This is a genomic window from Phormidium tenue FACHB-1052, assembly GCF_014696675.1.
GTDB classification, from domain to species: Bacteria; Cyanobacteriota; Cyanobacteriia; order Phormidesmidales; family Phormidesmidaceae; genus Nodosilinea; species Nodosilinea tenuis_A.
Genome location: NZ_JACJQN010000025.1, coordinates 48,322 through 69,078, shown reverse-complemented (window position 1 = coordinate 69,078; position 20,757 = coordinate 48,322). Strand labels below are relative to the sequence as shown.

At 53.5% G+C, this 20,757-nt stretch carries 27 protein-coding genes and 1 pseudogene; 10 read left to right on the top strand and 18 right to left on the bottom strand.

Annotation, left to right across the window (positions count from 1 at the left end; translation table 11 throughout):
* Positions 1–566 precede the first annotated feature (566 nt).
* Positions 567–1,360, top strand: a pseudogene (locus H6G07_RS24285) (IS5 family transposase).
* Between the two features lie 8 nt (positions 1,361–1,368).
* Here the strand turns inward: H6G07_RS24285 and H6G07_RS24280 are convergent.
* The 11 genes from H6G07_RS24280 to H6G07_RS24230 are packed head-to-tail and all read right to left on the bottom strand — an operon-like array spanning position 1,369 to position 10,301.
* A complete protein-coding gene (locus H6G07_RS24280) occupies positions 1,369–1,782 on the bottom strand; it encodes a hypothetical protein (RefSeq protein WP_073610900.1) in 414 nt (137 codons plus the stop codon).
* A 3-nt stretch (positions 1,783–1,785) separates the two neighbouring features.
* Positions 1,786–2,502 (bottom strand): hypothetical protein, encoded by a 717-nt coding sequence (locus H6G07_RS24275; RefSeq protein ID WP_073610899.1) that lies wholly within the window; start codon positions 2,500–2,502, stop codon positions 1,786–1,788.
* Between the two features lie 10 nt (positions 2,503–2,512).
* The gene (locus H6G07_RS24270) at positions 2,513–2,806 is read right to left on the bottom strand and encodes a TrbI/VirB10 family protein (protein WP_073610898.1); all 294 of its coding nucleotides are present in this window, start codon (positions 2,804–2,806) and stop codon (positions 2,513–2,515) included.
* A gap of 25 nt (positions 2,807–2,831) precedes the next feature.
* Complete coding sequence (locus tag H6G07_RS24265; RefSeq protein ID WP_073610897.1) at positions 2,832–4,076, bottom strand: hypothetical protein; 1,245 nt, start codon at positions 4,074–4,076, stop codon at positions 2,832–2,834.
* Entirely contained in the window at positions 4,073–4,819 is a 747-nt protein-coding gene (locus H6G07_RS24260; RefSeq protein ID WP_084173623.1) for a hypothetical protein, read from the bottom strand. Before H6G07_RS24260 ends, H6G07_RS24265 begins: the two co-directional genes overlap by 4 nt.
* Before the next feature lie 3 nt (positions 4,820–4,822).
* The gene (locus tag H6G07_RS24255) at positions 4,823–5,266 is read right to left on the bottom strand and encodes a hypothetical protein (protein WP_139297195.1); all 444 of its coding nucleotides are present in this window, start codon (positions 5,264–5,266) and stop codon (positions 4,823–4,825) included.
* Between the two features lie 60 nt (positions 5,267–5,326).
* On the bottom strand, positions 5,327–5,929 hold the full coding sequence (locus H6G07_RS24250) for a hypothetical protein (RefSeq protein ID WP_073610895.1): 603 nt from the start codon (positions 5,927–5,929) through the stop codon (positions 5,327–5,329).
* A gap of 6 nt (positions 5,930–5,935) precedes the next feature.
* A complete protein-coding gene (locus H6G07_RS24245) occupies positions 5,936–6,745 on the bottom strand; it encodes a hypothetical protein (protein WP_073610894.1) in 810 nt (269 codons plus the stop codon).
* A complete protein-coding gene (locus tag H6G07_RS24240; RefSeq protein ID WP_139297194.1) occupies positions 6,742–9,558 on the bottom strand; it encodes a putative type IV secretion/conjugal transfer ATPase in 2,817 nt (938 codons plus the stop codon). Before H6G07_RS24240 ends, H6G07_RS24245 begins: the two co-directional genes overlap by 4 nt.
* Positions 9,551–9,859 (bottom strand): hypothetical protein, encoded by a 309-nt coding sequence (locus tag H6G07_RS24235; protein WP_073610892.1) that lies wholly within the window; start codon positions 9,857–9,859, stop codon positions 9,551–9,553. The genes H6G07_RS24240 and H6G07_RS24235 overlap by 8 nt, the downstream gene beginning before the upstream one ends.
* Position 9,860: 1 nt before the next feature.
* Positions 9,861–10,301, bottom strand: a complete 441-nt coding sequence (locus H6G07_RS24230; protein ID WP_073610891.1) for a hypothetical protein — start codon at positions 10,299–10,301, stop codon at positions 9,861–9,863.
* Between the two features lie 493 nt (positions 10,302–10,794).
* Between H6G07_RS24230 and H6G07_RS24225 the strand changes: the two genes are divergently transcribed.
* The 8 genes from H6G07_RS24225 (at position 10,795) to H6G07_RS24190 (ending at position 15,929) form a co-directional block, all read left to right on the top strand.
* Positions 10,795–11,220: a hypothetical protein gene (locus H6G07_RS24225; protein WP_073610890.1), complete on the top strand. Its 426-nt coding sequence runs from the start codon at positions 10,795–10,797 to the stop codon at positions 11,218–11,220.
* Positions 11,221–11,493: 273 nt separating this feature from the next.
* Positions 11,494–11,961: a hypothetical protein gene (locus H6G07_RS24220; protein ID WP_073610889.1), complete on the top strand. Its 468-nt coding sequence runs from the start codon at positions 11,494–11,496 to the stop codon at positions 11,959–11,961.
* Between the two features lie 525 nt (positions 11,962–12,486).
* Positions 12,487–12,876, top strand: coding sequence for a 6-pyruvoyl trahydropterin synthase family protein (locus H6G07_RS24215; RefSeq protein ID WP_073610888.1), 390 nt, complete (start codon positions 12,487–12,489; stop codon positions 12,874–12,876).
* Positions 12,877–12,895: 19 nt separating this feature from the next.
* Complete coding sequence (locus H6G07_RS24210; RefSeq protein ID WP_073610887.1) at positions 12,896–13,306, top strand: hypothetical protein; 411 nt, start codon at positions 12,896–12,898, stop codon at positions 13,304–13,306.
* Positions 13,266–13,916, top strand: a complete 651-nt coding sequence (locus H6G07_RS24205; RefSeq protein WP_338420732.1) for a 7-carboxy-7-deazaguanine synthase QueE — start codon at positions 13,266–13,268, stop codon at positions 13,914–13,916. The genes H6G07_RS24210 and H6G07_RS24205 overlap by 41 nt, the downstream gene beginning before the upstream one ends.
* Before the next feature lie 2 nt (positions 13,917–13,918).
* Positions 13,919–14,641 (top strand): 7-cyano-7-deazaguanine synthase QueC, encoded by a 723-nt coding sequence (gene queC / locus H6G07_RS24200; protein ID WP_073610886.1) that lies wholly within the window; start codon positions 13,919–13,921, stop codon positions 14,639–14,641.
* Positions 14,620–15,333 (top strand): DUF6884 domain-containing protein, encoded by a 714-nt coding sequence (locus tag H6G07_RS24195; protein ID WP_073610885.1) that lies wholly within the window; start codon positions 14,620–14,622, stop codon positions 15,331–15,333. The genes queC and H6G07_RS24195 overlap by 22 nt, the downstream gene beginning before the upstream one ends.
* 302 nt (positions 15,334–15,635) lie before the next feature.
* Positions 15,636–15,929, top strand: coding sequence for a hypothetical protein (locus H6G07_RS24190; RefSeq protein WP_084173621.1), 294 nt, complete (start codon positions 15,636–15,638; stop codon positions 15,927–15,929).
* A gap of 63 nt (positions 15,930–15,992) precedes the next feature.
* Here H6G07_RS24190 and H6G07_RS24185 read toward each other — a convergent pair whose 3' ends face one another.
* The 5 genes from H6G07_RS24185 to H6G07_RS24170 all read right to left on the bottom strand — a co-directional run bounded on the left by H6G07_RS24185 (position 15,993) and on the right by H6G07_RS24170 (position 19,520).
* The gene (locus H6G07_RS24185; RefSeq protein ID WP_139297193.1) at positions 15,993–16,961 is read right to left on the bottom strand and encodes a hypothetical protein; all 969 of its coding nucleotides are present in this window, start codon (positions 16,959–16,961) and stop codon (positions 15,993–15,995) included.
* Positions 16,962–17,018: 57 nt separating this feature from the next.
* Positions 17,019–17,534 carry a PDDEXK family nuclease gene (locus tag H6G07_RS24180; RefSeq protein WP_338420731.1) on the bottom strand — a complete coding sequence of 172 codons (516 nt, stop codon included), beginning with the start codon at positions 17,532–17,534 and terminating at the stop codon, positions 17,019–17,021.
* Positions 17,535–17,542: 8 nt separating this feature from the next.
* Positions 17,543–17,806: a hypothetical protein gene (locus H6G07_RS26965; protein WP_338420730.1), complete on the bottom strand. Its 264-nt coding sequence runs from the start codon at positions 17,804–17,806 to the stop codon at positions 17,543–17,545.
* A 32-nt stretch (positions 17,807–17,838) separates the two neighbouring features.
* Positions 17,839–18,684 carry a DNA sulfur modification protein DndB gene (locus tag H6G07_RS24175; RefSeq protein WP_084173627.1) on the bottom strand — a complete coding sequence of 282 codons (846 nt, stop codon included), beginning with the start codon at positions 18,682–18,684 and terminating at the stop codon, positions 17,839–17,841.
* A 476-nt stretch (positions 18,685–19,160) separates the two neighbouring features.
* A complete protein-coding gene (locus tag H6G07_RS24170; protein ID WP_199312410.1) occupies positions 19,161–19,520 on the bottom strand; it encodes a hypothetical protein in 360 nt (119 codons plus the stop codon).
* Between the two features lie 61 nt (positions 19,521–19,581).
* On the opposite strand from H6G07_RS24170, the gene H6G07_RS24165 reads away from it, so the two are divergent.
* Positions 19,582–19,815, top strand: coding sequence for a helix-turn-helix domain-containing protein (locus H6G07_RS24165; protein WP_073610882.1), 234 nt, complete (start codon positions 19,582–19,584; stop codon positions 19,813–19,815).
* Positions 19,816–19,836: 21 nt separating this feature from the next.
* Here H6G07_RS24165 and H6G07_RS24160 read toward each other — a convergent pair whose 3' ends face one another.
* Both H6G07_RS24160 and H6G07_RS26135 read right to left on the bottom strand, forming a co-directional pair.
* Complete coding sequence (locus tag H6G07_RS24160) at positions 19,837–20,508, bottom strand: hypothetical protein (protein WP_073610881.1); 672 nt, start codon at positions 20,506–20,508, stop codon at positions 19,837–19,839.
* The gene (locus tag H6G07_RS26135; RefSeq protein WP_073610880.1) at positions 20,505–20,729 is read right to left on the bottom strand and encodes a hypothetical protein; all 225 of its coding nucleotides are present in this window, start codon (positions 20,727–20,729) and stop codon (positions 20,505–20,507) included. The genes H6G07_RS24160 and H6G07_RS26135 overlap by 4 nt, the downstream gene beginning before the upstream one ends.
* Positions 20,730–20,757 lie beyond the last annotated feature (28 nt).

Sequence of the window (20,757 nt, the reverse complement as noted above, 5' to 3'; positions counted from 1 at the left end):
CCATGGAAATGAGGGTCCTAGGCTGAACTACTCAAAGCTTAGCGCTCATAGCCCTAGGCAAGCCTAAGCATTATTGCTCATCGCATAACTGGGATGCGCCCCCAAATGACACACTTTAATTCAATGTTTTTAGGTCGGTTAGATGAAGTTTTCACTTAGTGCAATCGCTCGTCCCATCAGTCAAACATAGTTATCCTTCTTCTAGACAACCTTTCTTTTTCACGTAGTATACAGCAAGAGACCTGAAACACTTGCTATATGAGAACCTTAAATCTTGATTCGTAGTTTACTAGAGTGGGAAACGCTGTATCTACAATTAAAAGGATGCCAAATTACTGTCAACACATATTGCTTCCATGGCTTTTTGAGGTCATCCGGAAAGTTCCTATGATATTTATACCCTTTTTAAGAATTTATCAATCCAACATAATCTTAGGAAAGTCAAAGTGTCATTAAGTATTTGTACCAAGCGTATTAGAGGCTATTTACAAAGTATGGTTTACCGAACCTCGAGGTGGTGAGTAGGGTTATAGGATCAAGGTAGACGAGCGTAGCAGGTGACAGTGATGTCGTCCTTAACCTATGCGACAGATCTGAGTGATGCAGAATGGGTCATCCTAGCCCCCCTGATTCCTCCAGCTAAAGCGGGTGGCCGTCCGCGAACGACGAACATGCGAGCGGTCTGCAATGGAATTTTCTACCAACTGAAAACCGGCTGTCAGTAGCATCTGTTGCCCCATGACTTTCCGTCGTTCAACACCGTGTATGCCTACTACCGAAAATGGCAGCGCCGAGGTGTCTGGGACCTGATGAACCGCACGTTGTATGAACAGTGTCGGATTCAGGCCGGACGAGACCCCTCCCCCAGTGCGATTGCAGCAGATAGTCAGTCGGTGAAAACCGCAGAAAAAAGGGGGAGGTATACGGCTACGATGGCGGCAAGCAGGTGAAGGGGCGAAAGCGTCATCTGCTGGTGGATAGTTTGGGATTAGTCTTAAAAGTCGTGGTCACAGAGGCTAACGCCAGTGAACGATTGGTGACGGCTTATGCGCTCATGCTGTTGCTGGAGGAGTACGCTACGAGTCTGAAGCGGGTCAAGGTACTCTGGGTTGACCAAGGCTACAGCGGCGATATTTTTGCCCTCGCTGTGTGGCTCATGATTCAGGCTCGTGTTGAGGTCATTAGTCGCTCTAGCAAGGCCTTTGAACCGTTGCCCAAGCGCTGGATTGTAGAACGCACGTTTGGCTGGTTGAACTGGTATCGACGGTTGAGTAAGGATTATGAGCGGTTACCCGAGATGAGTGAGGCAGCGATATATGCGGTCATGACTCGTATCATGCTCAAGCGCCTGGCCGCCTAGACCGAACTTTATAAATAGCCTCTCAGGGCCACTTGGCTCAGGTCAATTTGACCCATCTGAGCCAGAGTCTGGAGGTTAAACAGTTGAGGATAAAGACTGGTCTGAAAATCGCCTAGCTTTAATACCTCGGCCACCGACTGTCCGGCTTGCCAGATTCGAGAGGGGTCGTAGCCCAGGCTGCTGACCAGATCGCCGGGGATATCAACAGCTCCGCCAGAGAGCAGCGGCGGCAGGGTAGCGAAGGTCAGCTGAGACCAGTTGGGGACTCGGGCGTACTGCTTATCCCACTGCACCGGCACCGTAGGAATCCAGGGCTCTGTTGCCGCTTGTGGGGCAGGCTTGAACCAAACAAGACCGGCTGTGAGCAGTCCTAAAGCCACCAGGCCCAAACGTTGAATGCGTCGTTGAAATCGATGAGTCATGGGTTATCTCCCTTGCGTGATTCCAGAATCAGATCGGCCTAACTCCGCTAGGCGCACTACCAGGGCTTCGGACACTCCAGCGTTTTGCGCGGCTTCTCTTAGAGGTTGGCCTAGCCTAAGTTGCTCCATCAGGGCTTGAAGCCTTTCCCAGAGTGGATCTCCGGTTGCCACCAGATTTCGGCGGTGAGCTTCGAGTAGCCCTTGTTCCACCCACCTCACCCCAGCAGGGCCAGCGATCTGTGTCGTCAAAATAGCGGTGGCATAGGGTGATGGGGCATCGGGTTGAATGGCCAGAATGCTGTAGGCGGGTGCGCCGGAATTCGGAAAGGCCAGTTGAAAGGTATAGAGGTCGCGATCGGTTACGACCGTCAGCGTGGTCGTCGCTGTGGCAGGTAAACCTGGAAATGCCAGGGGCTGAATCCGCCGCAGATGGATTACCGTGGCGGCGCACTCTCCTGGTGCCGCGACTAATGCACAGCGAGTATCGTCAAAATTCAGCGTGACCTTAGACGGATCATCGAGCCAGGCGCGACGCACAACCGACCCTACCGGTCGAAAGTTGAGCGTGACCCCATGGCCAGGGTGAAGTTCAACCGTGACCGGGGCATGGTCTCCCCGAGCCGCCCGATTAGAAATGGTGCGGGTCGCCTGTGCCCAGGCTGGGCCAGAGACACCAACCAGAGCCAACGTCAAGGCCAGTGTTTTCCAGTATCGAATCATTCTCCTGTCCTCAAATTGGCATCTGCATCGATTGATTCACGAACACCTGCACAGGCCGACCGGCCTCGATGTAGGCAATGCGAGGGCGCTGCTCCAGCTCTTCAATCGCCCGCTGGTTGCGCTCAGTAATGGTGTCGAGAATGGCGTCGGTACCTCCCTCCAATACCCCAGCCAACACATTCGGAGCCGGATTTTCGGTAGTCACCACAGTTGACCCGCTGCCAGTTTCAACCCGAGTATTGGGGCGGGTGTAGAGTTCGCTGGCGCGACGGATGGAGCCCAGGGCAAATTGACCGGCATCCATGGCGGCAATGCCGGGGCCAATATCGTCATAGGCTTCGGCCTGAAGCGGTACCCCGCCCTGGCCCCGGATCTGGCACGCCCTGGGGCAGCACCAGTTCGCGAGACTGGCCCTGGTCGTTCCAGATCGCCTGGGTGGCGGAGAGCTGTACCAGCCCGTTATCTGAAACCGCTTCTACCTGGACAACCAGTTCGCCCCCGGCAGGAATCGCCACCTGGCCCTGGCTATCAACCAGCGGTTCTGAAAGCACAACCAGCAGATTGTTGCCCTCAGCGGTGCTATCCAAGATGACCGGCGTTGCTAGAGAACCATTGGATTGAGTCCCTGCGACTAGAGAGGCTGGGATTGAGGGCGGTTGAAGAATACGCTCTTCAGCCGTGGTGAGAATAGCAGGTGGAGACAGTTCCTCAAGATCAGCTACCTCTTCCAAGTCAGGCACCTCAGCCGTTGAAAATTCTGGCATTTCCTCTACTGCTGTAGATTCTGGCGGGCTGACGGCAGCAGGTGCCGGAGGAAGAGTAGTGGCAGAGGCAAATTGCGCTTGAGCTACAGGCTCGGGCATTGAGCCAAGTTCAGCGGACTCCTCGGGCAGGGATAAACTCCCATAGCTACCAACCTGAGCCAGTTGCTGCCAGCGCTCTACCGGATCAACTGTAGGGGCTGCTGCTGGGGTTGGAGCCGTAGAAATCGCTGACGGGCGAGAGACCACAGGGGTCGTTGTCGCCGCTGGTTGCAGGCGAGGGGTTGGGGCTGGGTAGCTGATGGCTGGGGAGGCTGGTCTTGCTGAAACGGTGGGCGGGGGAGCCGATGCGATGGGTTGCGAAGTTGGCCTGGGTGGCGTTGCCACCGACGGCTGGGGTGATGCAGGCGTAGTAGTCGGACGAGGTTGTGAGCCGGGGGCCGTTGTCTGCACCAACCCCTGATCTTCCAAGGCCATTTGAGCCTTAAGAGCAGTAATCTCCGCTCTGGCCTGCTCCAATTCAGCTTCCACCGTCTGAGGCTGGGCTTCCGTTTGATTAGTCTCTGGTGTAGTTGTCGCCGTACCGGGCGTATCGCCCTGACGGCTGCCCGCAATAAAAACACCTGCCAGGGCAAAGACGGGCACCAAGGCCGAACCGATCAACACCAGCTTCGGCACCGGCAGCTTCCAGAAGGGACGCTCAGACTGTACCGGCTCTGAGAATGCCTCTTCTGCTACCAGCGGTTCTGCGAGATTGGGTGCGCCCATCATCTTGCGCAGCGTGTCCAGATTAGGTTCTGGGAGGGAACTCATCGGCTTACATCCTCCGGTTGAATGGGTCGAATCGATTCAATCTGAACTCCACTTTCCAGCAGGCGATAGGCCACCGCCTGGTACTCCGAGGCATCGGGAATCAGGGGTTTGCCGGTGGGTTCAACGGCTCGTACCGTGATGCGGCGGTTGAAGGTCAGAGTTGTCCCAGCGGGGTTGCTGGCTTCAAACACCACTCGGGTGGCCACCAGATCTACCTGCCAGCGACCTTCGCCAATTGCCTGGGGTGGTGAGATGTGTTGGGAAATTAAGACCGCTGACACCTGCCCGTCAAAGACGCCCTCGGGAATCACTTCAGTGGCCAGGGTTTGTAAGAAGGCATCGCGGAAGTCAGGGACGAGCAGAAATGAGGCTTCCCAGGCCGCTTTTGAGACCCGATCGCGCCCGGCTACTTTAACCCCTTCATCAACAGCCTTCTCCCCCTCCCCCGGCAGCTTGCCCCAGGTGAAGGTCATCACCGCCCAGGTCGAGACTACTTGGCGGATCACCTCCGGTTCTCGGTGTCGGTAGTCGGCAGGGCGCACCGAGAAGGCGCGACCATCCACCTGCTGTACCAGAGTGGGCGGTTTCTGATTGGCCAGCCGCGACACTGAGATCGATAGCCACAGCAGAGATAGGGCAAATACCAGCACACCGACTGACAACCCCGCAAAAGCTAGGGGCAAGATGTCGCTGGAATAGATACGGGGCCGTTTCACTTTACGGCTGAGTTCAAGCAGTTGCATCACTTACCTCGGAATGGGAATTGCAGAGGTGCCGACTGCAATCAGCCGGGTCACCCCACCGGACACGCCGCGAAAGACTGCCATCCCGGCCCCTCCAGCAATGGCCAGGGCCAGCACTGGAGCCAGAATGCTGATCAGCAGCAAAAAACCAAAGTCGCTGGAGGTCTGAGCCTCGGCTGCGACCACTACTGTTGCCGCCAGACCAACAATGACGTTGTAGGAAAACTTGGCCATGCCCAGGCTGAAGAAGCCCACTAGCCACGACCAAAGCGGGCGACCCTGGAGCGGTACAACGGAACCGGCGACCGCAATGGGGCCAATCAACCCGGTCAACAGCATCGCCATTTCCAGCAGATTGGCAAAGGCCCACTGCCAACCCTTGAGGAACTGCTCTGCCAGTGCCTGACTGCTGGTTTGCAGCACGGTTCCCACCAGAATGTCCGCCAAGGGATTGCCACCAACAGGAGCCTCACCAGACTCGTAGACCTGCTCCACCCGCTGGCTGATCTACTGCACTCGACTCCAGAGCCGTTGCAGACCCGCACTCCAGAAGCCTCGGGAACGATATTCTTCTTCCAGTCGTTGCTGGGCTCGTTCTCCGGCTCGGATGAAGCAGTCCACCTGGGCTTGCCCGGTCTGGGCATCGCAGGCGGCGTACTCCTGCTGAATCACGGCCTTGGCCTGTTGGGACAGGATGACATCGTTGAGGGCTTCAAGCATAGATACTTCACCCACCTGTACTTGAAGCACCGTCTGGGTTTGAGCGTTGATCAGGTTGCGGATGCCGAGGGTGGCAGAACCCAGCAGGGCTCCATTGTTAAAGAGCAGTACGGCAATAGTCAGCACCCAGAGCACATTGGGTAGGGCGGGGAAGATACCTCGCTCGATGGCTTCTTTGACCCAGCCCACCGCAAAGAAGAGGAAGGCACCGACCAGGATGATGGAGGCAAACTGGTTGATGCCGAGGTACAACCCGCTGCTGGTGGCGAAGATATCTTCCCAGCGAGCGTCCCAGGCTTGCTGCACCGCCTCTAGCTGCTGGACGCTGTCGTCGCCGCCTGTGACCTGGGCCAGCGGGAGGATGCTTGATGGTAGGAAAGTGTTGAGCATGGCTCGTTAGTTTCCAGAAGAACTGGTACCCAAGGCACCGGGGATGTAGATCGGAGCCTGGGCGGAGCCGGAGATAGAAATTTGGCGCTCCACTCGCTCACGCCGGTTGGTTTCGTCGATGCCTTCGCTGGTGTTGGCGGCGAGCTGAGTCAGCATCCCCTGGAATTGGTGGAGTTGCGTCAGCGTCGTGTTGTTCTCAGCGGTGAGCTGAGTTTGCTCGTGGAGTAGGGCTGCCACAGACGCCTGGATCTGGGCGTTTTGCTTCATCACGTCTTGGGTGACGTTCATTCCCTGGGCGGCTTCGGCCATGGATTGCACCTGCTGGGTGCGGGCCTGACTCTCTTCTAAAAGAGTCGTGGTTTGTTCAGCCTGACTCGAAAGTCGAGTTTGGCCCTGGTCGCCCAACCAGGGCGAGGCCATTGAGCGGGCCAACTCCTGGTCGTAGCGGTTGGCCACCTCGCGTTGTTGAGTAGTGGGGTCGGTACCGAGGATGCTTTGGATGGGAACGGCGTCTTCCATTCGTACCCGGTTAGGGCCGGGAAGGTTGCTACCTAGAGCCGTTTTCAGAGATTCCCACTGGTCGCCCAAGACATTCTGAAGTGTCTCTTCAGCTAAGGCCGTCGTCTCTTCGATTTGGGCGAGGATGTCTTCTAAAGGATTGGACAGATTTTCGATGGCCCAGTCTTGCCACTGCTCGCCCCAACCACCGGGTTGGAGGGATGCACGAGCGGTGCTGACGCCGAGTAAACCAAGGCTGAGGCTAATACCGAGGATAAGGCGATAGCGGATGCGTTGGCGTTTTGATTGAATCGTCATGATGACCTCCGAGGGGTGGTAGGTTGAGGCTGATGACCGTTTGTAGGAATTGGTTGAGTCAGTTCAGAGACAGGACGAATGAGTTCAAATTCGGGCTGGGTGGGTGCGATGGTGTCGAGGGATTGACCACTGCGCAGCGCCTGGACATAGGCCTTGGCAAAGGCGGCATACCCGGCAAACTTGTTGGGATGCTGGGCCAACACGCGCTGGCGGGCGCGTTGTTCTTTGGGGTTATTGGCGACAGCCCCTAGCAGTTCAGGAGAGGGATAGTGGGCGCAGGGGGTGAGCCTGGCATCGGCATCGAGCAGCCAGTGGGAGCAGAGCCGACCGGGGCTGATGCGGAAAGATTCTTCGGTGTTGGGTCGCAAGAGACTAGGGTCGTAACCGAAGAGGCGCTGGTAGGAGGGCAGGGCATTGGGCTGAATGGCTCCCACCAAGCGGGTGTTGAGGTTTTGCAAGATTTGCGACCCGGCCACAGATTGGGCGATGGTGTCGGGGTCTTGACCGATGATCAGGGGGCGGATGCCGGATTTGGCTCCGTTAGCGCAGACCTGGCCGATGATCTGGGCGATGCCGTTGTACTTGAATAGAATGGGGCTCTCATCAATCGCCAGCAGGGAATCGGAGACTTCCAGCGCTCGCCGGAAGGCCATGGATTGAGCCGAGAGGGCCAGCACCGCCGCTTCGATGTTGTTACCAACGTTGCGGAGAGCAAAGACGGTGAGCCGAGCATCGGTACGAATAGTGGAAGGTTGGGAAATAGCTTTGCCCACCCGGCTGGAGAGCCAGCCCCGCAGCTCTAGCAGGATGGTGGCCACGGCTTCATTGAGCAGCGCCGATTCTACTTCTAAATCCAGGTTGGCTACGGTCTCGACAAAATCGGCCAGAGTCGGCATTTGCTGCCACTCTGGACTACCGAATCCTGCTTCAAATGCCGCATCATAGCGGGCCAGGATCTGGGGGGTTTCGAAGAAGGTGGACAGCGCTTGCCAGAGCACCGTATGAACCCGCTTGCCCAGTTGGTTATCGGTCTCGGTGCCCATCACCATGGTGTCGAGGGCTTTAACCAGAAACTCTTTGTAGTCGTCCAGACGCTCTTGCCGCTGGTTATCAGGCAAGCATTTTAGATCAGGAATCTGGAAGAGGTTATTGCTCTCAGAGCCGATGTCGAAGTAGGCTCCCTGGTCACCGAAGAACTTCACCAGATCGGTGTAGGTGGTGGTGCCATCGGGTTTGGGGTAGTCGAGGGAGATGACGTTCATGCCGTTGGCGATCGCCCACACAAAGATCTCCGCCGCCAACACCGATTTCCCACTGCGGGTCTCCCCAAACACCAGCATCCCCCGATGCTGATTGACGAAATCCAGATAGACCGGCATTTGACCATCGCGGGTGATCAGCTCAATGCCCCGGTTGTCGATGGTGCGGGGACAGGCCACGGGCATCAGCCCTGGGGCTTCGTTGGTCAGATACATCTGTCTGCGGCCATCGTCGATCAGGCGATCGCCCACAATCGGCAATGACCTGAGCCATAACTGCCAGGCAATCTCGGTTTCCCGAATGAAGTCACCCTGGTGGAAGGCATTGGTCAGCTTCTGGCAGGCCTCGGCCAAGGACTCGGGGCTATCGCGATGGAGAAGCACCAAACCACTGACCCAGATGGGGAGCGCTCCCTCATAGATCCGCTCCTGGGCCTCGACCCCCTGCTTCATCCGCATTTGAGACGCCACATCTACATCCCGCAGCAGGTTGGCACGGAACGTTGCGGTGACGCTTTGTTTGGTCAGCCGTTGCAGGGTGACACGGGTCATCGTGCGATCTGCGGCGGCGAGTTCGCAGACACATTCGCAGTCGGGGAACTGGGCCAGGGCTTGCCAGAGGTAGTAGAGCTGGTGCTCGGGAGTGGTGAATCCGGCAGGCTTGGATTCCAGCACCACGGCTCCCACGAATTTGCCTTTCACCAGCACCCACTGACGGTCTGCTTTGGGATGGCTGGGTTGTCCGTTCTCACCGCGAATCAGGCGGGAGGTGGCGTGCAGCGGATCGTGGATCAGTTCGCTGAGCTTTGCATCGCCGTCAGCATCACTCAGCTCCAAACACTGGGGCACCTCTGGCAGAGACGTTGAATTGAACTGAGTCCAGAGGTACTGCCACAACTCCTCGGTTCCCATCGGAGTAACCTGAAGCCCCATGCGGGCATTGAGCTGCTGTTCCCAGTGCAGGTAGCCATCGGTAAAACCCTGAGTCAAAAGCTGCACGTAGGACTGTTGCTGGTTTTGCTCCTTCAGTCCCTTGAAGGTGTCGTACTGGGCCACCACCCAGGCCAGTAGTTTTTCAACGTGGTCGGCGCTTTGCTCTTGCCCCGACCCGAGGGGATAGGTGGCAAAGAGATAGAGCTGTTTGGGCTGTCGCTGTTTCTCAGTCGTTAGGTCGCGAGTAGCTCGTTGTTGCGCCAGTAGCAGGAACTGGCTTTCCAGGGTAGCGGTGGTTTGAATCAGGGTTTCGAGGGACTGCTGACGCTCCTTATCGTCAGCAAACGATCGCCAGTAAATGCGCAATCGGTCTCCAGGCCGAAACCCCTTCAACCCATCCTCCAGTCGTTTCAGCGTCGGTTCTGCCTGCCCCGGTTGCAGTTGGGTATGGATGCCCCAGCTGCGAAAGCCGAACACCAGGCTGTATTGCCGCTGGTGCTTGAGCAGATAAGCTCCAACGTTGCGCCCCCGCAGGTTCAAGCGGCAGAGACATTCCAGGTGGGATTCATCTTCAAAAGGGCGAAAGCGGTAGCGTTGCGTTCCAAGCCTTGGTTTACTCATGGTGGTTGGATAAATGACGCTGATAGGGCACATGGCCCCGTTTCCAATCGGGCACGGGCACAAACTTGTGGGTAAAGAGCCAGGTCTTTTCGCCAACCACTACCCACCAGGTGGAAATACCCCAGGTGCTGAGCAGCAGGAATGGGACAAAACCGAGCCCAAGTAAGACTTCAATCAAGATGTAAAAGCCGACGAAGATGCTGCCCGAGGGGGCGAACAGATTAGCTGGGATGGGGCCAAGAGAAGGTTGTCGGCCCATGCTCGGGTTAACCGGGCAGTACAGGCGCGAGTCGTCGCTCATCTCAGGCTCCGAAGAACAAGCGACTCAGACCTTCGACAATGACGACAGCGGCAATGATGATGAAGGCGTTTTGCAGCAGCGGTTGCCACTGTTCGCCCCGTTGCGCCTGGTAGACGGCGAAGAAGACAAAGCCCACGGCTGACACCCACACCACCAGGCGCAGGATGCCGAACATAAAGCTGATGATGTCGCCATCCAGGTACTGCCCAAAGATGTTCTGGGCCTCACCTTCGACGGTATCGAAGAGCTGGGCCATCGCTGGGTTGGCGTGGCTCGTGATGCTGATGAATAGCAGGATGCCGGTGACGACACCAAGCAGGGTCCAGCCGCTCAGGCCACGGAATTTGAAGTGAGTTAGTTGGTTTCCAGCTCTAGAAAGAGTCTTACGGCTGCGCTGAAATAGAGGCAGTAGATGCCCCAGGCGGTTAGATACCAGATTCATATCTCCTACTCCAAAAGATTTAGGACGTAGGTAGATGGCTCCCTGAACAGATTAAGTAGGACGATTTTCAGCTACGTATGGCAGATCGTTGGTCTCGCCACCCGCAGGTCAAACACGGAACTTTATCAGGAACTCAAGATTGGTGACTCAATCTTTATCGTACTTTTATCTTTTAAGTACTACTTGGTCATACTGAACGAGGTGACTCGAAAAGTAAAGCAGTTTTTAGGATTTGTTTACATTCATGTAACGCAAGCTTGACCATGATTACCTTTAAGAGCTTCAGGGGCGAAGCCTTTGCAAGCTATCTAGGGCATCGACTTGTCCAATGTCAGGCGGCAGGAGTATGACAAATCCTTAATTAAGAGGATGTGAAGCAGAGAGGGGATCTACTTCATCCGCACTAGAGTTCTATGAATCTCCGTACCGCAGACTTTCAGCCACTTGAGTAGGAGGCTAGGATAGCGGCAGTTGGTCTCGTCACTATGCTCCTATGGTCAAGTCGCCTGTGCCTCACGATAAGTCATCCGATGCCTCAGAAGGCGGATGCCGCCCGACGTTCTACATGACCGCTGAACTGCTGGAGGCGATCGAGGCTCAGTGCGCGGCGGAGGGGAACCGGAAGCGATCGCCCTTCCTGGCCGAAATCATGGAACTACTACTCACGAGTGAGTTGGGGCAACAGCTGCGAGAGGGTGCCCAAAAGCACCGCCGTCCTCTGGCACATGAACTGGAGGCAAATCTGCTCTTATTCAATGAGCACATCCCCACTGAGCGTATTGTGGAATTAGCGGAAGCGAGCCAGCGCAATCCTGACCAAATGCTGGTGCGCCTGGTTTTGTTGGGCTTACGGGTTTACGAGAAAGCGATCTCGCGGATGGAAGTGGAGATTGAAGGCGGGCCGGAGGTCGTGTCGTAGCGTTCGACACGGCTTTGATCGTTTCATCCGGATTCTGTCTATCAGCACAGTACAAGTGATGTACTGGTGATATTTGCTACCTGATTTTTGGGTGGCGGAGTGATGGCCTGTTTGCCCCAGGGTCGTAGTCGCTCGTATCACCGCCATCGCACACACAGGGTTGGACTGAGATGACGAAAATTTTGAATCAACGCTTTGGGGGCAGAGCATTGGGGGCCATTAGCGCTCTTGCTGCGGTGGTCATCCGTAGGCCGGTAGCGGAGTAGGGGCATCATGGCTCGATTTTTAACGCGTCGCTATGTGGCAGTGACCTGGTTTGAGGCGCTTCGTCTGGCTGCACTAGATCAGACGCCCTGGTCAAACATTCGACAGGCAGAAGATGCACAGCTGCTGCACCGTGAGGAGTGGTGGGCCTGGTGGTCAGATGAGCAGTTGACGACGGCGATTGGGTTGCCGGAATCGCTGTGTCCCCAGAGCTTTTCACCCGATGCGATCGGCCTAATCTCGGAGGTGTTTGAGAGTTATGCCGGGGCTCCTCATTGTGGGTGGGCAACGTTGACGCGGGTGAAGCAAGTGTTGACCCGAGAGCGGCAGCCGTGCCCGGAGACCACGGGTGGCTATGATTGGATCACCCTGGAGCGGTTGACTGTGCGCTTTACAAATGATTCGGAGGGTGTTCTTCAGTGCTGGTACAAGGGCTACAACGAGGGCTTTGAGTGCCAGATTGAACAGATCTCCTGACCTTGGGGACGTTCTAGGATAAGTAAGTGATCGCCTTATAAACTATGGGCTTCCCGTTCCCGGCGATGCTATCGAGCAAAGTCTAGACTTTACTCAGCACCTGATCCACAACCCCGCTACCACATGACTACCCGCTGCTCCGGACCACGAACAGCCTCATCCGCAAGCTCAGCCCCAATGCCATCGATTTAGGGTACCGAGCCTAAGGCTACTTGGGTCATGCAATCAGGCTATTTCTCTCAGCGCTACACCCCCACTGGGGCGAGGTACCTCAGGTAGGCGAGGTACCTCAGGTAAAAGTGTGGAGCCTACAATTCTGTCAAGGCACTCTGTCGGCAGACCGTCTCGTTTTCAGCGACTTCTAGACGCGCAATCGCTTAATGTAGCGTCAAGAAATCCAAATTTATATTCCACAACGCCATATCTAGATTTGCCTTAGAATGAGCAAGTTCTTGATGAGCGTGCTGCTGAAGCTTGCCTTCAGGATAGAATGCTTGTACTACAGTCTGACCGAGGCCATACGCTATGCCCAAGTGGAGCGTCAAAACAGAATTTTCCTTTGATGCCGCCCACTACATCAAAGACTATGACGGCCCCTGCGGGCGAATGCATGGGCATACCTATCGGGTGCGCGTTGAGGCCACCACATCTCAGCTTAGAGCGTCGGAGTTTTGCCCCCATCCGGTTATGGTGGCTGACTTTCGTACCCTGCGCTGGGCGAAGAAAGACATGCTCAAGGGTGGGTTAGATCACTGTGTGCTGAATGATGTGCTGCCTGAAGACTATGAAACCACTGCCGAGATGATTGCCCAGTACATCTACGAAAAGACGAAAAGGTCTCTTCCTGAAGGCATTCAGCTAAAAGTGGCGGTCTCGGAAACGCCGAATTCCTGGGTTGAGTATGAAGATGATTGAGCGCTCAAGGAGGAATCCTATGCCGGTCGTTGTCACTGAAGAGTATGTGAGTCCTGAGGTCTTCTGCGAAGTTGCAGGGCAATCCATATTCCGAGTTTATAAGAATGGTGATACTTCTTCTCCGATGACCTTTCAATTCTCCACCAGTAGTGATGAAGGTAATCTTAGGTGCCAGTTTGATGTCCGCGATGTCGCCGCTGCACTGATCGCCCAAGAGCCTACGTACCCGATTCCGGTATCCCAACCCCATGGCGTTGACCATGAGTGGACTGACGAAGGGGAAATCTCGGTCATTCGAGATGCCTTATCTCACCATCTTCTCCCTATGCCTGATGAGATGGATGATTGGTGGCAAAACTATACCGAGTCTGGTGCTGTTCACGCAATAGATGAAAATGACCTCCCCGACCACGATCTCCCAGACGGCTGAATCTCCACTACTAACTTTGGCTCTGCCTGTTGTTGAAACGTTCCACTCTATTCAAGGGGAAGGGATGTGGGCGGGCACAAATGCCTTCTTCATTCGGTTAGCCGGGTGCGACGTGGGTTGTCCATGGTGCGACACCAAGCAATCGTGGAACCCCAAGCGCCACCCTCTGAGAACCCTTGAGGAATTGGTTGCTGAGGCCCAATCAGCCAATCCTCAAATCGTTGTGATCACAGGGGGAGAACCCTTGATGCACGATCTTTCTGCTCTAACTGGGCAACTCAAAGAGTCGGGTCTCCAGACACACCTTGAGACATCGGGTGCTCATCCCTTTAGCGGCAACTTTGACTGGGTGACGTTTTCGCCCAAGCGATTTAAGCCTCCCCATTCAAGCATTTATGCCCACGTTAGCGAACTCAAGGTTGTCATCCAGAATGAGGTTGATTTGGAATGGGCCGAACAGCAGGCCACTCAGGTCTCATCCACCGTTGTTAAGCTGCTGCAACCCGAGTGGGAAACGCCTGGCAGTCGCGACAAAGTGTTCGCCTACGTCTTGAAACATCCAGAGTGGCGCGTTAGCCTTCAAACTCATAAATTCTTGGGAGTCCAATAGCTATGCCCCAACCCAAAGCCATTGTCCTACTTTCGGGTGGTCTAGACTCTGCCACGGCAGCGGCCCAGGCGATCGCAGACGGCTACACTCCGATAGCCCTTTCCTTCCGCTACGGCCAGCGCCATGACCGAGAGTTGGAATCTGCGCGCAAAATTGCGGCCCACCTGGGCATTCAAGGCCATTACGTGATGGAGGTGAATCTGGCCCAGTGGGGTGGTTCCTCCTTGACAGATATGAATGAGACCCTGCCCCAGGACGGTGTTCAGTCTGAGGTGATTCCCTCGACCTATGTGCCTGGGCGGAATACGGTATTTGTTGCGATCGCGCTCTCTTTAGCAGAGGCCAAACAAGCTGAGGCGATCTACCTGGGCATTAACGCCGTCGATTATTCGGGGTACCCCGACTGTCGGCCTGAATATTTAGAGATATTCCAGCAGTTGGCTCATCTGTCATCCAAGGCTGGCCTAGAAGGTAAGGCCCCTAGGCTGATCGCTCCGTTGGTGATGGATTCTAAGGTCGCGATCGTCCATCGTGCCCTAAGCTTGGGTGTTCCCATCCAAGAAACGTGGTCGTGCTACGAAGGGGGCAAGGAACCCTGTGGACGCTGCGATTCGTGCCGGATTCGGGATAAAGCCTTAATTGACGCCGGACGCCCTGATCTGGCAACGTTGATAGGCCGACGACTACATGCCCAGGAGATTGAATGCCTTACCCCCGTGTTCTAGTCATTACATCCTGCACTGGGGAAAAGCGGTTTAAGCCTGAGAAGCAACTCACGATCGAAGATTTCAAGGATGAGGCTCGGCTCATAGATCGGGAAGTTGAACTGGGAGATTACGCTTGCCCTGCCGGTGAAATGTACACCGGAATGCAGCACCTGCGGTTAATGGAAGGTGTCCAGAAACTCCGTGATGCCCTCGGACATAAAGCTCTGGATGTCAGCATTTTGTCAGCAGGCTATGGGGTGATTTCTGAGAGGCAAATGATTGTGCCCTACGAAGTCACTTTTAACGGCATGAAATCCCACGAGGTCGATGCTTGGGCCATTCATTTGGGTGTTCATGATGCGATCGCATCCCTCATCTCCGCCTACGATCTCATCTTTTTTCTGCTGGGCGATAACTACCTCAGGGCAACAACCTTACCACTAGTCTCTCGTACTGATCAGACTTTTGTTTTCCTGGCTTCACGAGGGCAAGCGGATAGTATTCAGGGTATGGCAGCTAAGACCTATGTCATGCCGTTATCAAACCCGGAGGCGAAACGGTACCGCTATGGGCTAGTTGGGCTGAAGGGCTTTCTGTTCAAACAGTTTGCCGAGATAGTTGCATATCAACCGACCTTGCTGAAGGAGGTCTACGAGACACCGCAAACGTTCCAGACCTTGATTGATCAGCAAACTGCATTGAGAGCATAGGCTATCAGTCAGCATGTTAAGGTTTGAGGCTGAAGTAGGATAGGTATCAATTTTGACTTGCGGCTGAGCTATGAATAGGCTAAATTTCTATCTTATAGCTGTGTGAGTGCAGCTTTGCTTCCCAAAAATTTGGTTAAGCGCCACTGGGAGGTGTTACCAGCACCAACCAGCGGCTAACCCCGTTGACAGAGCGAGCTGTCTCGGAGGGTGACGCTATTATTGCTTAGGCCGTCCCGAATTGCACATGTCTGGGGCGGCCAAATTTTTGGGATTCCTTCCCCACTGTTTCTGAGGAATCCCTTATGTTGTTTTTGCCTTACCTGTGGTCGTCTGCCCGCCAGAGCCAGATGACAAGCCCGATACTGCTAGCCAATCCTGATAATCAGCCTGGTCGAGAATGGGTGCGCCATATTTTACTGGGTTCTCCTAATGCAGTTGAGCAAACGGTTTTTCTGCTGCATGTGCTCAATTACATAGAACAAGCCCGGTGGAGTCAGGAAATCTACGTGCCTGAAAATGGTTTGACTATTACTCCTAGACAAGGTGAAGTTATGCGGTATTTGGTGAAGCTCGTTAGTGAGAATCCTTTGTCGTAACTAATCCATCGCTGGGGAGGTTGTGATTTTAGCTCAATCTCCCCAGTAATCTATCTACACGCGCTATCTAAACCATTCTGGGGAAACGAGAAAGATTGGCCCTTTGGGGTGAACCCGAATCGCGTGACTACGACTTTTGAGCCATCGCTCAAAAAAGGTTGATATAGAACCTGATTCTGAACCATTAACAGATTTCATTCCTAACCCTTGTGTTAAATGACTTTGTGCTCTATATCCATCAAAACGGCTATAAACACCGTCCAAAGTCACATAAAAATCGATTGACATAGCGAAGCGATGACTAAAATAACTTCTAGTAGATTCTTCTAGATTCTTTTCTTTCCCCAGGTAAGCACAAAACTTTGATGGAGCAAATTCATGAGAAAAAGGATCGAAAACAAAATACTTTATTGTCCGCTTCCCCCATTTCTCTAACGCTAATCCATCAGATGAAATCTCAGCATTCCATCGCCTCAGATTAAGAAATACATCTAATAAATCACTGGCGAAATAGAGCTTTTTATTTGGCTCATCAATGATAGCCTCAGATACAGTCATAGCTCTAGAAATTTCGGCGGAAATATCTAAATTCTCCAGAGCAATTAATTGTTTTTCAAGGTGATTTATTCTTTTAATCTCACATGGTGGCAGATAAGGTAGAAGGACGGTTTGAAAAGCATTCATTCCTACTTCTCTCATCAGACAAATAGTATTAGAAGCCAAATTGCGGCGACCCCGTGTGACATGAGAACTAATCATGCTTACAAAAACATCACCCTCTCTCTGAGGTTGGAAAAGATGAGATGTAGCAAACTTAGCGTGATTAGCAACCGGATCGGCTCTACTTACTTCAAATTCGATCCATAGACGCTTGTGACCACATTCTCGTTCCAACAAAACATCTACCTTAGAGGAGTAACCCAGAAGTTCACTAAGATCCGGAGGCAAAATATGAAATTCGGGTGAACAACTCCATCCAGCAGGGACATGCTGAGGAAACTCAGATTGGAGGAAGGAAGCAAGATTTCCCATTTAAACCTTTGAGGCCTATGTTGTCTTTAGGCTAGCGCAAGCCTGCTAAAAGTGATTTTAAGATTCGTCATAGTTCTGGATGACTCCCATAGGTAAGGTAAAGGCCTCGGCAATTTCCTCTATGGTTAGCCCCATCTTTTGGAGGCGAGTAATCGAGGCTTTACAGGCTTGCTCAGCTATTTGGGCCTTTTCTGTTCCAGTTAGCAGCAGAGTGCCTTGACTGTCCCACCATCTTAACCAAATTCTGCTCTGATTTTGATACGCGCCTTCCCACAGGCCTAACTCTATACCGAGTTCTGGAATTGGAAAGTGTCCTCGATTATTGACGGTGATTTTTTGATAAGAGCTACTTTCTAGTTTATAAACTATCAAGTCAGGCTCTAGGAAATTGTATATGCCATAATAAGGTGCTTTTATAATTTTCTCATAAACCCAAAACTTGCCTGGCTTTATGCTGCCTGAGGCTTGAGAGAGAGGCGTTCTGCCATGTTCTTCTGAGCCATCACCACTAGCAAATTCCGAGATAATTAGGGGCGGTTTAAGCTCTTTACAAAGCACATAGAATCGCCGCATTTGGTCATCTAGCTTGACTGGAACATTAGGATATAGAACCAGTCAGGTGATTCAGCGCCTTGCTCTAATAAACTGATTTTTCGCCAATAAATCCCGCAGTCTTGACCAATGATATATTGACCATCGGGATGTTTTTTCTGTAATGTAGAGTGGATAGAATCGGTTAGTAAAATGCTTTGGAAGTGCTCTTGAAAATTGTTCGCATGGCAGTTGTCTGAATCAGGTAGAGTAGTGTGATCTGGGAAGGAATCAAATGAATAGTCAGCATTCATAGCCACATACCACCAGAATCAACAATCAAATTTTATCCAATTGCGGCTCTCACGATAGAGTCTTCCCGCTGCTGTTTTCTTTCGGCTTTAGATAATACTCGCCAAGGATTATCTGGCAACGCGCTCGCAGCAGCGGCCCAAAACGTCATTGCCCAATCTATTCTAGATTCCAGCGGATCTTCGGCACTAAGACGGAGATACATGTGCTGAGTTGCTGTGACCAACGTCGAAAGCGTCATTAGCTTAGGATTGTGCTTACCTAGGCCATTCTCAACGGTTTCAATATTTGAGCGGAATTGGGGTACACGCTTGCAGAGTTCTTTGGCGATGGTAACTTCAGGCGATCGCATGTCGAACAAATGAGCCAACGACTTCCCAGGACGTTGCGCTAACAAATTCTGATCGCGAAAAGCCTGACGCTCCAATTCTAGAGGCAGCGCTGCATATACTAACGCCCCCAGTTCCAACCTGGACACCTCCGCAAGTTCTGGCGCTCCCTCCTCCTGCAACAACTTAATGGCTTTATGAATACCGCAACAGCGATGCTGCCCATCTGTTAATCGTAGTGATGTCGAATCATAAGGCAATACAATCGTTCCATTCCGGTAGATAGGATCCGGTTGAATATTGAGACAGATGGCTGGGAAGAAGGTACTGCCATCCTGGTAGGTATCCAGAATGTACTTAGCAATGTTGTTGACCCGCACTGGGTTTAACTTGCGCTGGGCAAAGTCAGCCAGATCCGGTTCATTGGGCACATACAACCGTTCATCCTCCATCAACCGCACCACGTCGCCAAATGACAACGTGGCCACATAACTTTTCTGATTACGCTTAAGCCCTCGTTTAACCGGCACCGCCTGAAGCAACAATTCCATCACCATGCCTCCCTAGGAAGAATTAGGACAATTCGCAGTTCAGTAAACATGTATACATGATTTCATGGTAGCAAGAAGCTTTGGCAACTCCTAAAATCTTGGCGTTGCCAGGTATCTTTTACTTTGCCGTCAAATATCCGCGTTCCGTCTGAGCTTTACGAGAAGTTAAGGGAGATCAGTATTTCTCTCGCAGGAGAGTATCAAAGCTCAGCGCCCACTATCCAAGACGTTGCTAACGTAGCGTTAAAGCGCTTCTTGCACGAGTGGGAGGCAGAAGGTGATCTTGCTCGACAGGCGATAGTGGCCGAACTTTTAGAGAGCCGTCGCCTATCTCGCTCTAAAATGGGGCCGACCTCCAACAAGCAAAAGTTGTCCGGGTAAGTTCACGCCAGTTTTGTTTTCTAGGAATTGGGCAGCAAACTGGATCAGCAAGGCAATGTTTTTTAGCGTTTTCTGGCCTGAGGGCGAGCAAAGGCCTATTCAGTTATTCTCGAAGGCTTTGGGAAATACTTAACCAACATCCTCATCAACTCCCCAGGCTTGCACATCAGCGGGCGATCGGGCATTGGTGCAGGTAAAAAGTCAGTCCACTCAAAGATTTCGGCAAAGCCGCACATATGCATCTGCTGAAGCATCGCCTGAATCGCCTCCCGAGATCCAATCGCCAAAAGCTTCACTGGCTCTCGGTCGTGCCTGGGGTAGTTGCTCAACTTTTGCCTGATCTCAACGCTGACCAAAAGGTCGTGCTCTATACCGCCAACCTCTGAACCAACAAACCCTTGGGGAACCAACATGATGTGAACCTCAAAATATCCTACCGCCATCATAGTGTCCATATATGTGTGCGTCAACATATATGGATTCGCTTGCCTAGCCCTCCTCTGAAATGATGAGGATATGGGAAAGGCAGGCTACGTTCTCAAGCAGGTGCTGGAGCAATACGGCATCACTCAATATCGATTCGCGGCAACCATGGGCGTTGGCCGCAATAGCGTTTACCGCTGGTGCAGCGGCAAGATTGACCCCACAGGCGACACCATTCTGGACATCGTCCGCGTCCTCAAAACAATGAGCTCAGAAGCTGCAGAGACTTTTGTCAATCAATACATCAGCAGCGAATTAGACGAATAACAGGCCACCAGCGGCTCAACCCTAGCGCTCCAAGTTCCTGGCGCGAGGCGGCATCCGCTGCGATTGCCCCATCTGGAGTGCCTGAATCGCCTGCACCTGGGCCACCGTTCCTCGGGCATACTGCTCTACAGTCTGAAGTGACGTGCCCTGAACATCCTGCTGAAAACGAGAGTATGGCCCCTGAAGCAGGAGCGCCGCAACGCCATCTCCCGATTCTCCTACACCTAATGCCGCCGCCGTCACCTTCTGGTCGAGTTGAATCGCCGACAGATCACTGCTCACATTGTCTCGATAGAGGTCTGAATAGCTCTGAGTTTTCCCTGTTACCGAGCAGGCATACTCCAGGTAGCGCTGCTGATGAAGGCTGTCCACGGTCTTCTGGGCGTACTGGAGCAGTTTGGGCAACGCTGCTTGCTTCTCCTCGTCAGACAATCCCAGAATCTGTTGCTGGGTAAACGGCCCCTGGGCCAAGAGCTGGATGACCTGTCGCGGTGACTTACCTGTTTGTAGTGCGGCTCTAGCTACTTCCTGATCTAATCCCTTCGCTGCTACCGAATTATCGCTATAGCGGGTGTAGAGGCTCTCGTAGTCCTTAGCATCCTTGAGCGAAGCCTTGGCCAGCGCCAGGTATTGCTGGCGCATCAATCGCCCTTTCTCGGTCTCTGGCTCCTTCGGCAACTGTGGCTCGCTCATAAGGCGTCCGTGAACTCATTGAGTAAATCAGCCGGAGGTGCAACAGTCACAGGCTGTACCAAAGAGGATCCACTGATCGTCTCGGTCTGTAGATTCTCCACCTCGGTGGCTCCTACCAATTCAGTGGTGTCGGGCCGAGCTAGGCCCAGTTCAAATTCCTCGCGTAGGTGTTGAATCTGAGCTTCCATCTGCCAGATCGATTGCTGCGCCAGGTCGCGCAACTCGGCCTCCGAGTAATTGCCGGAGTGC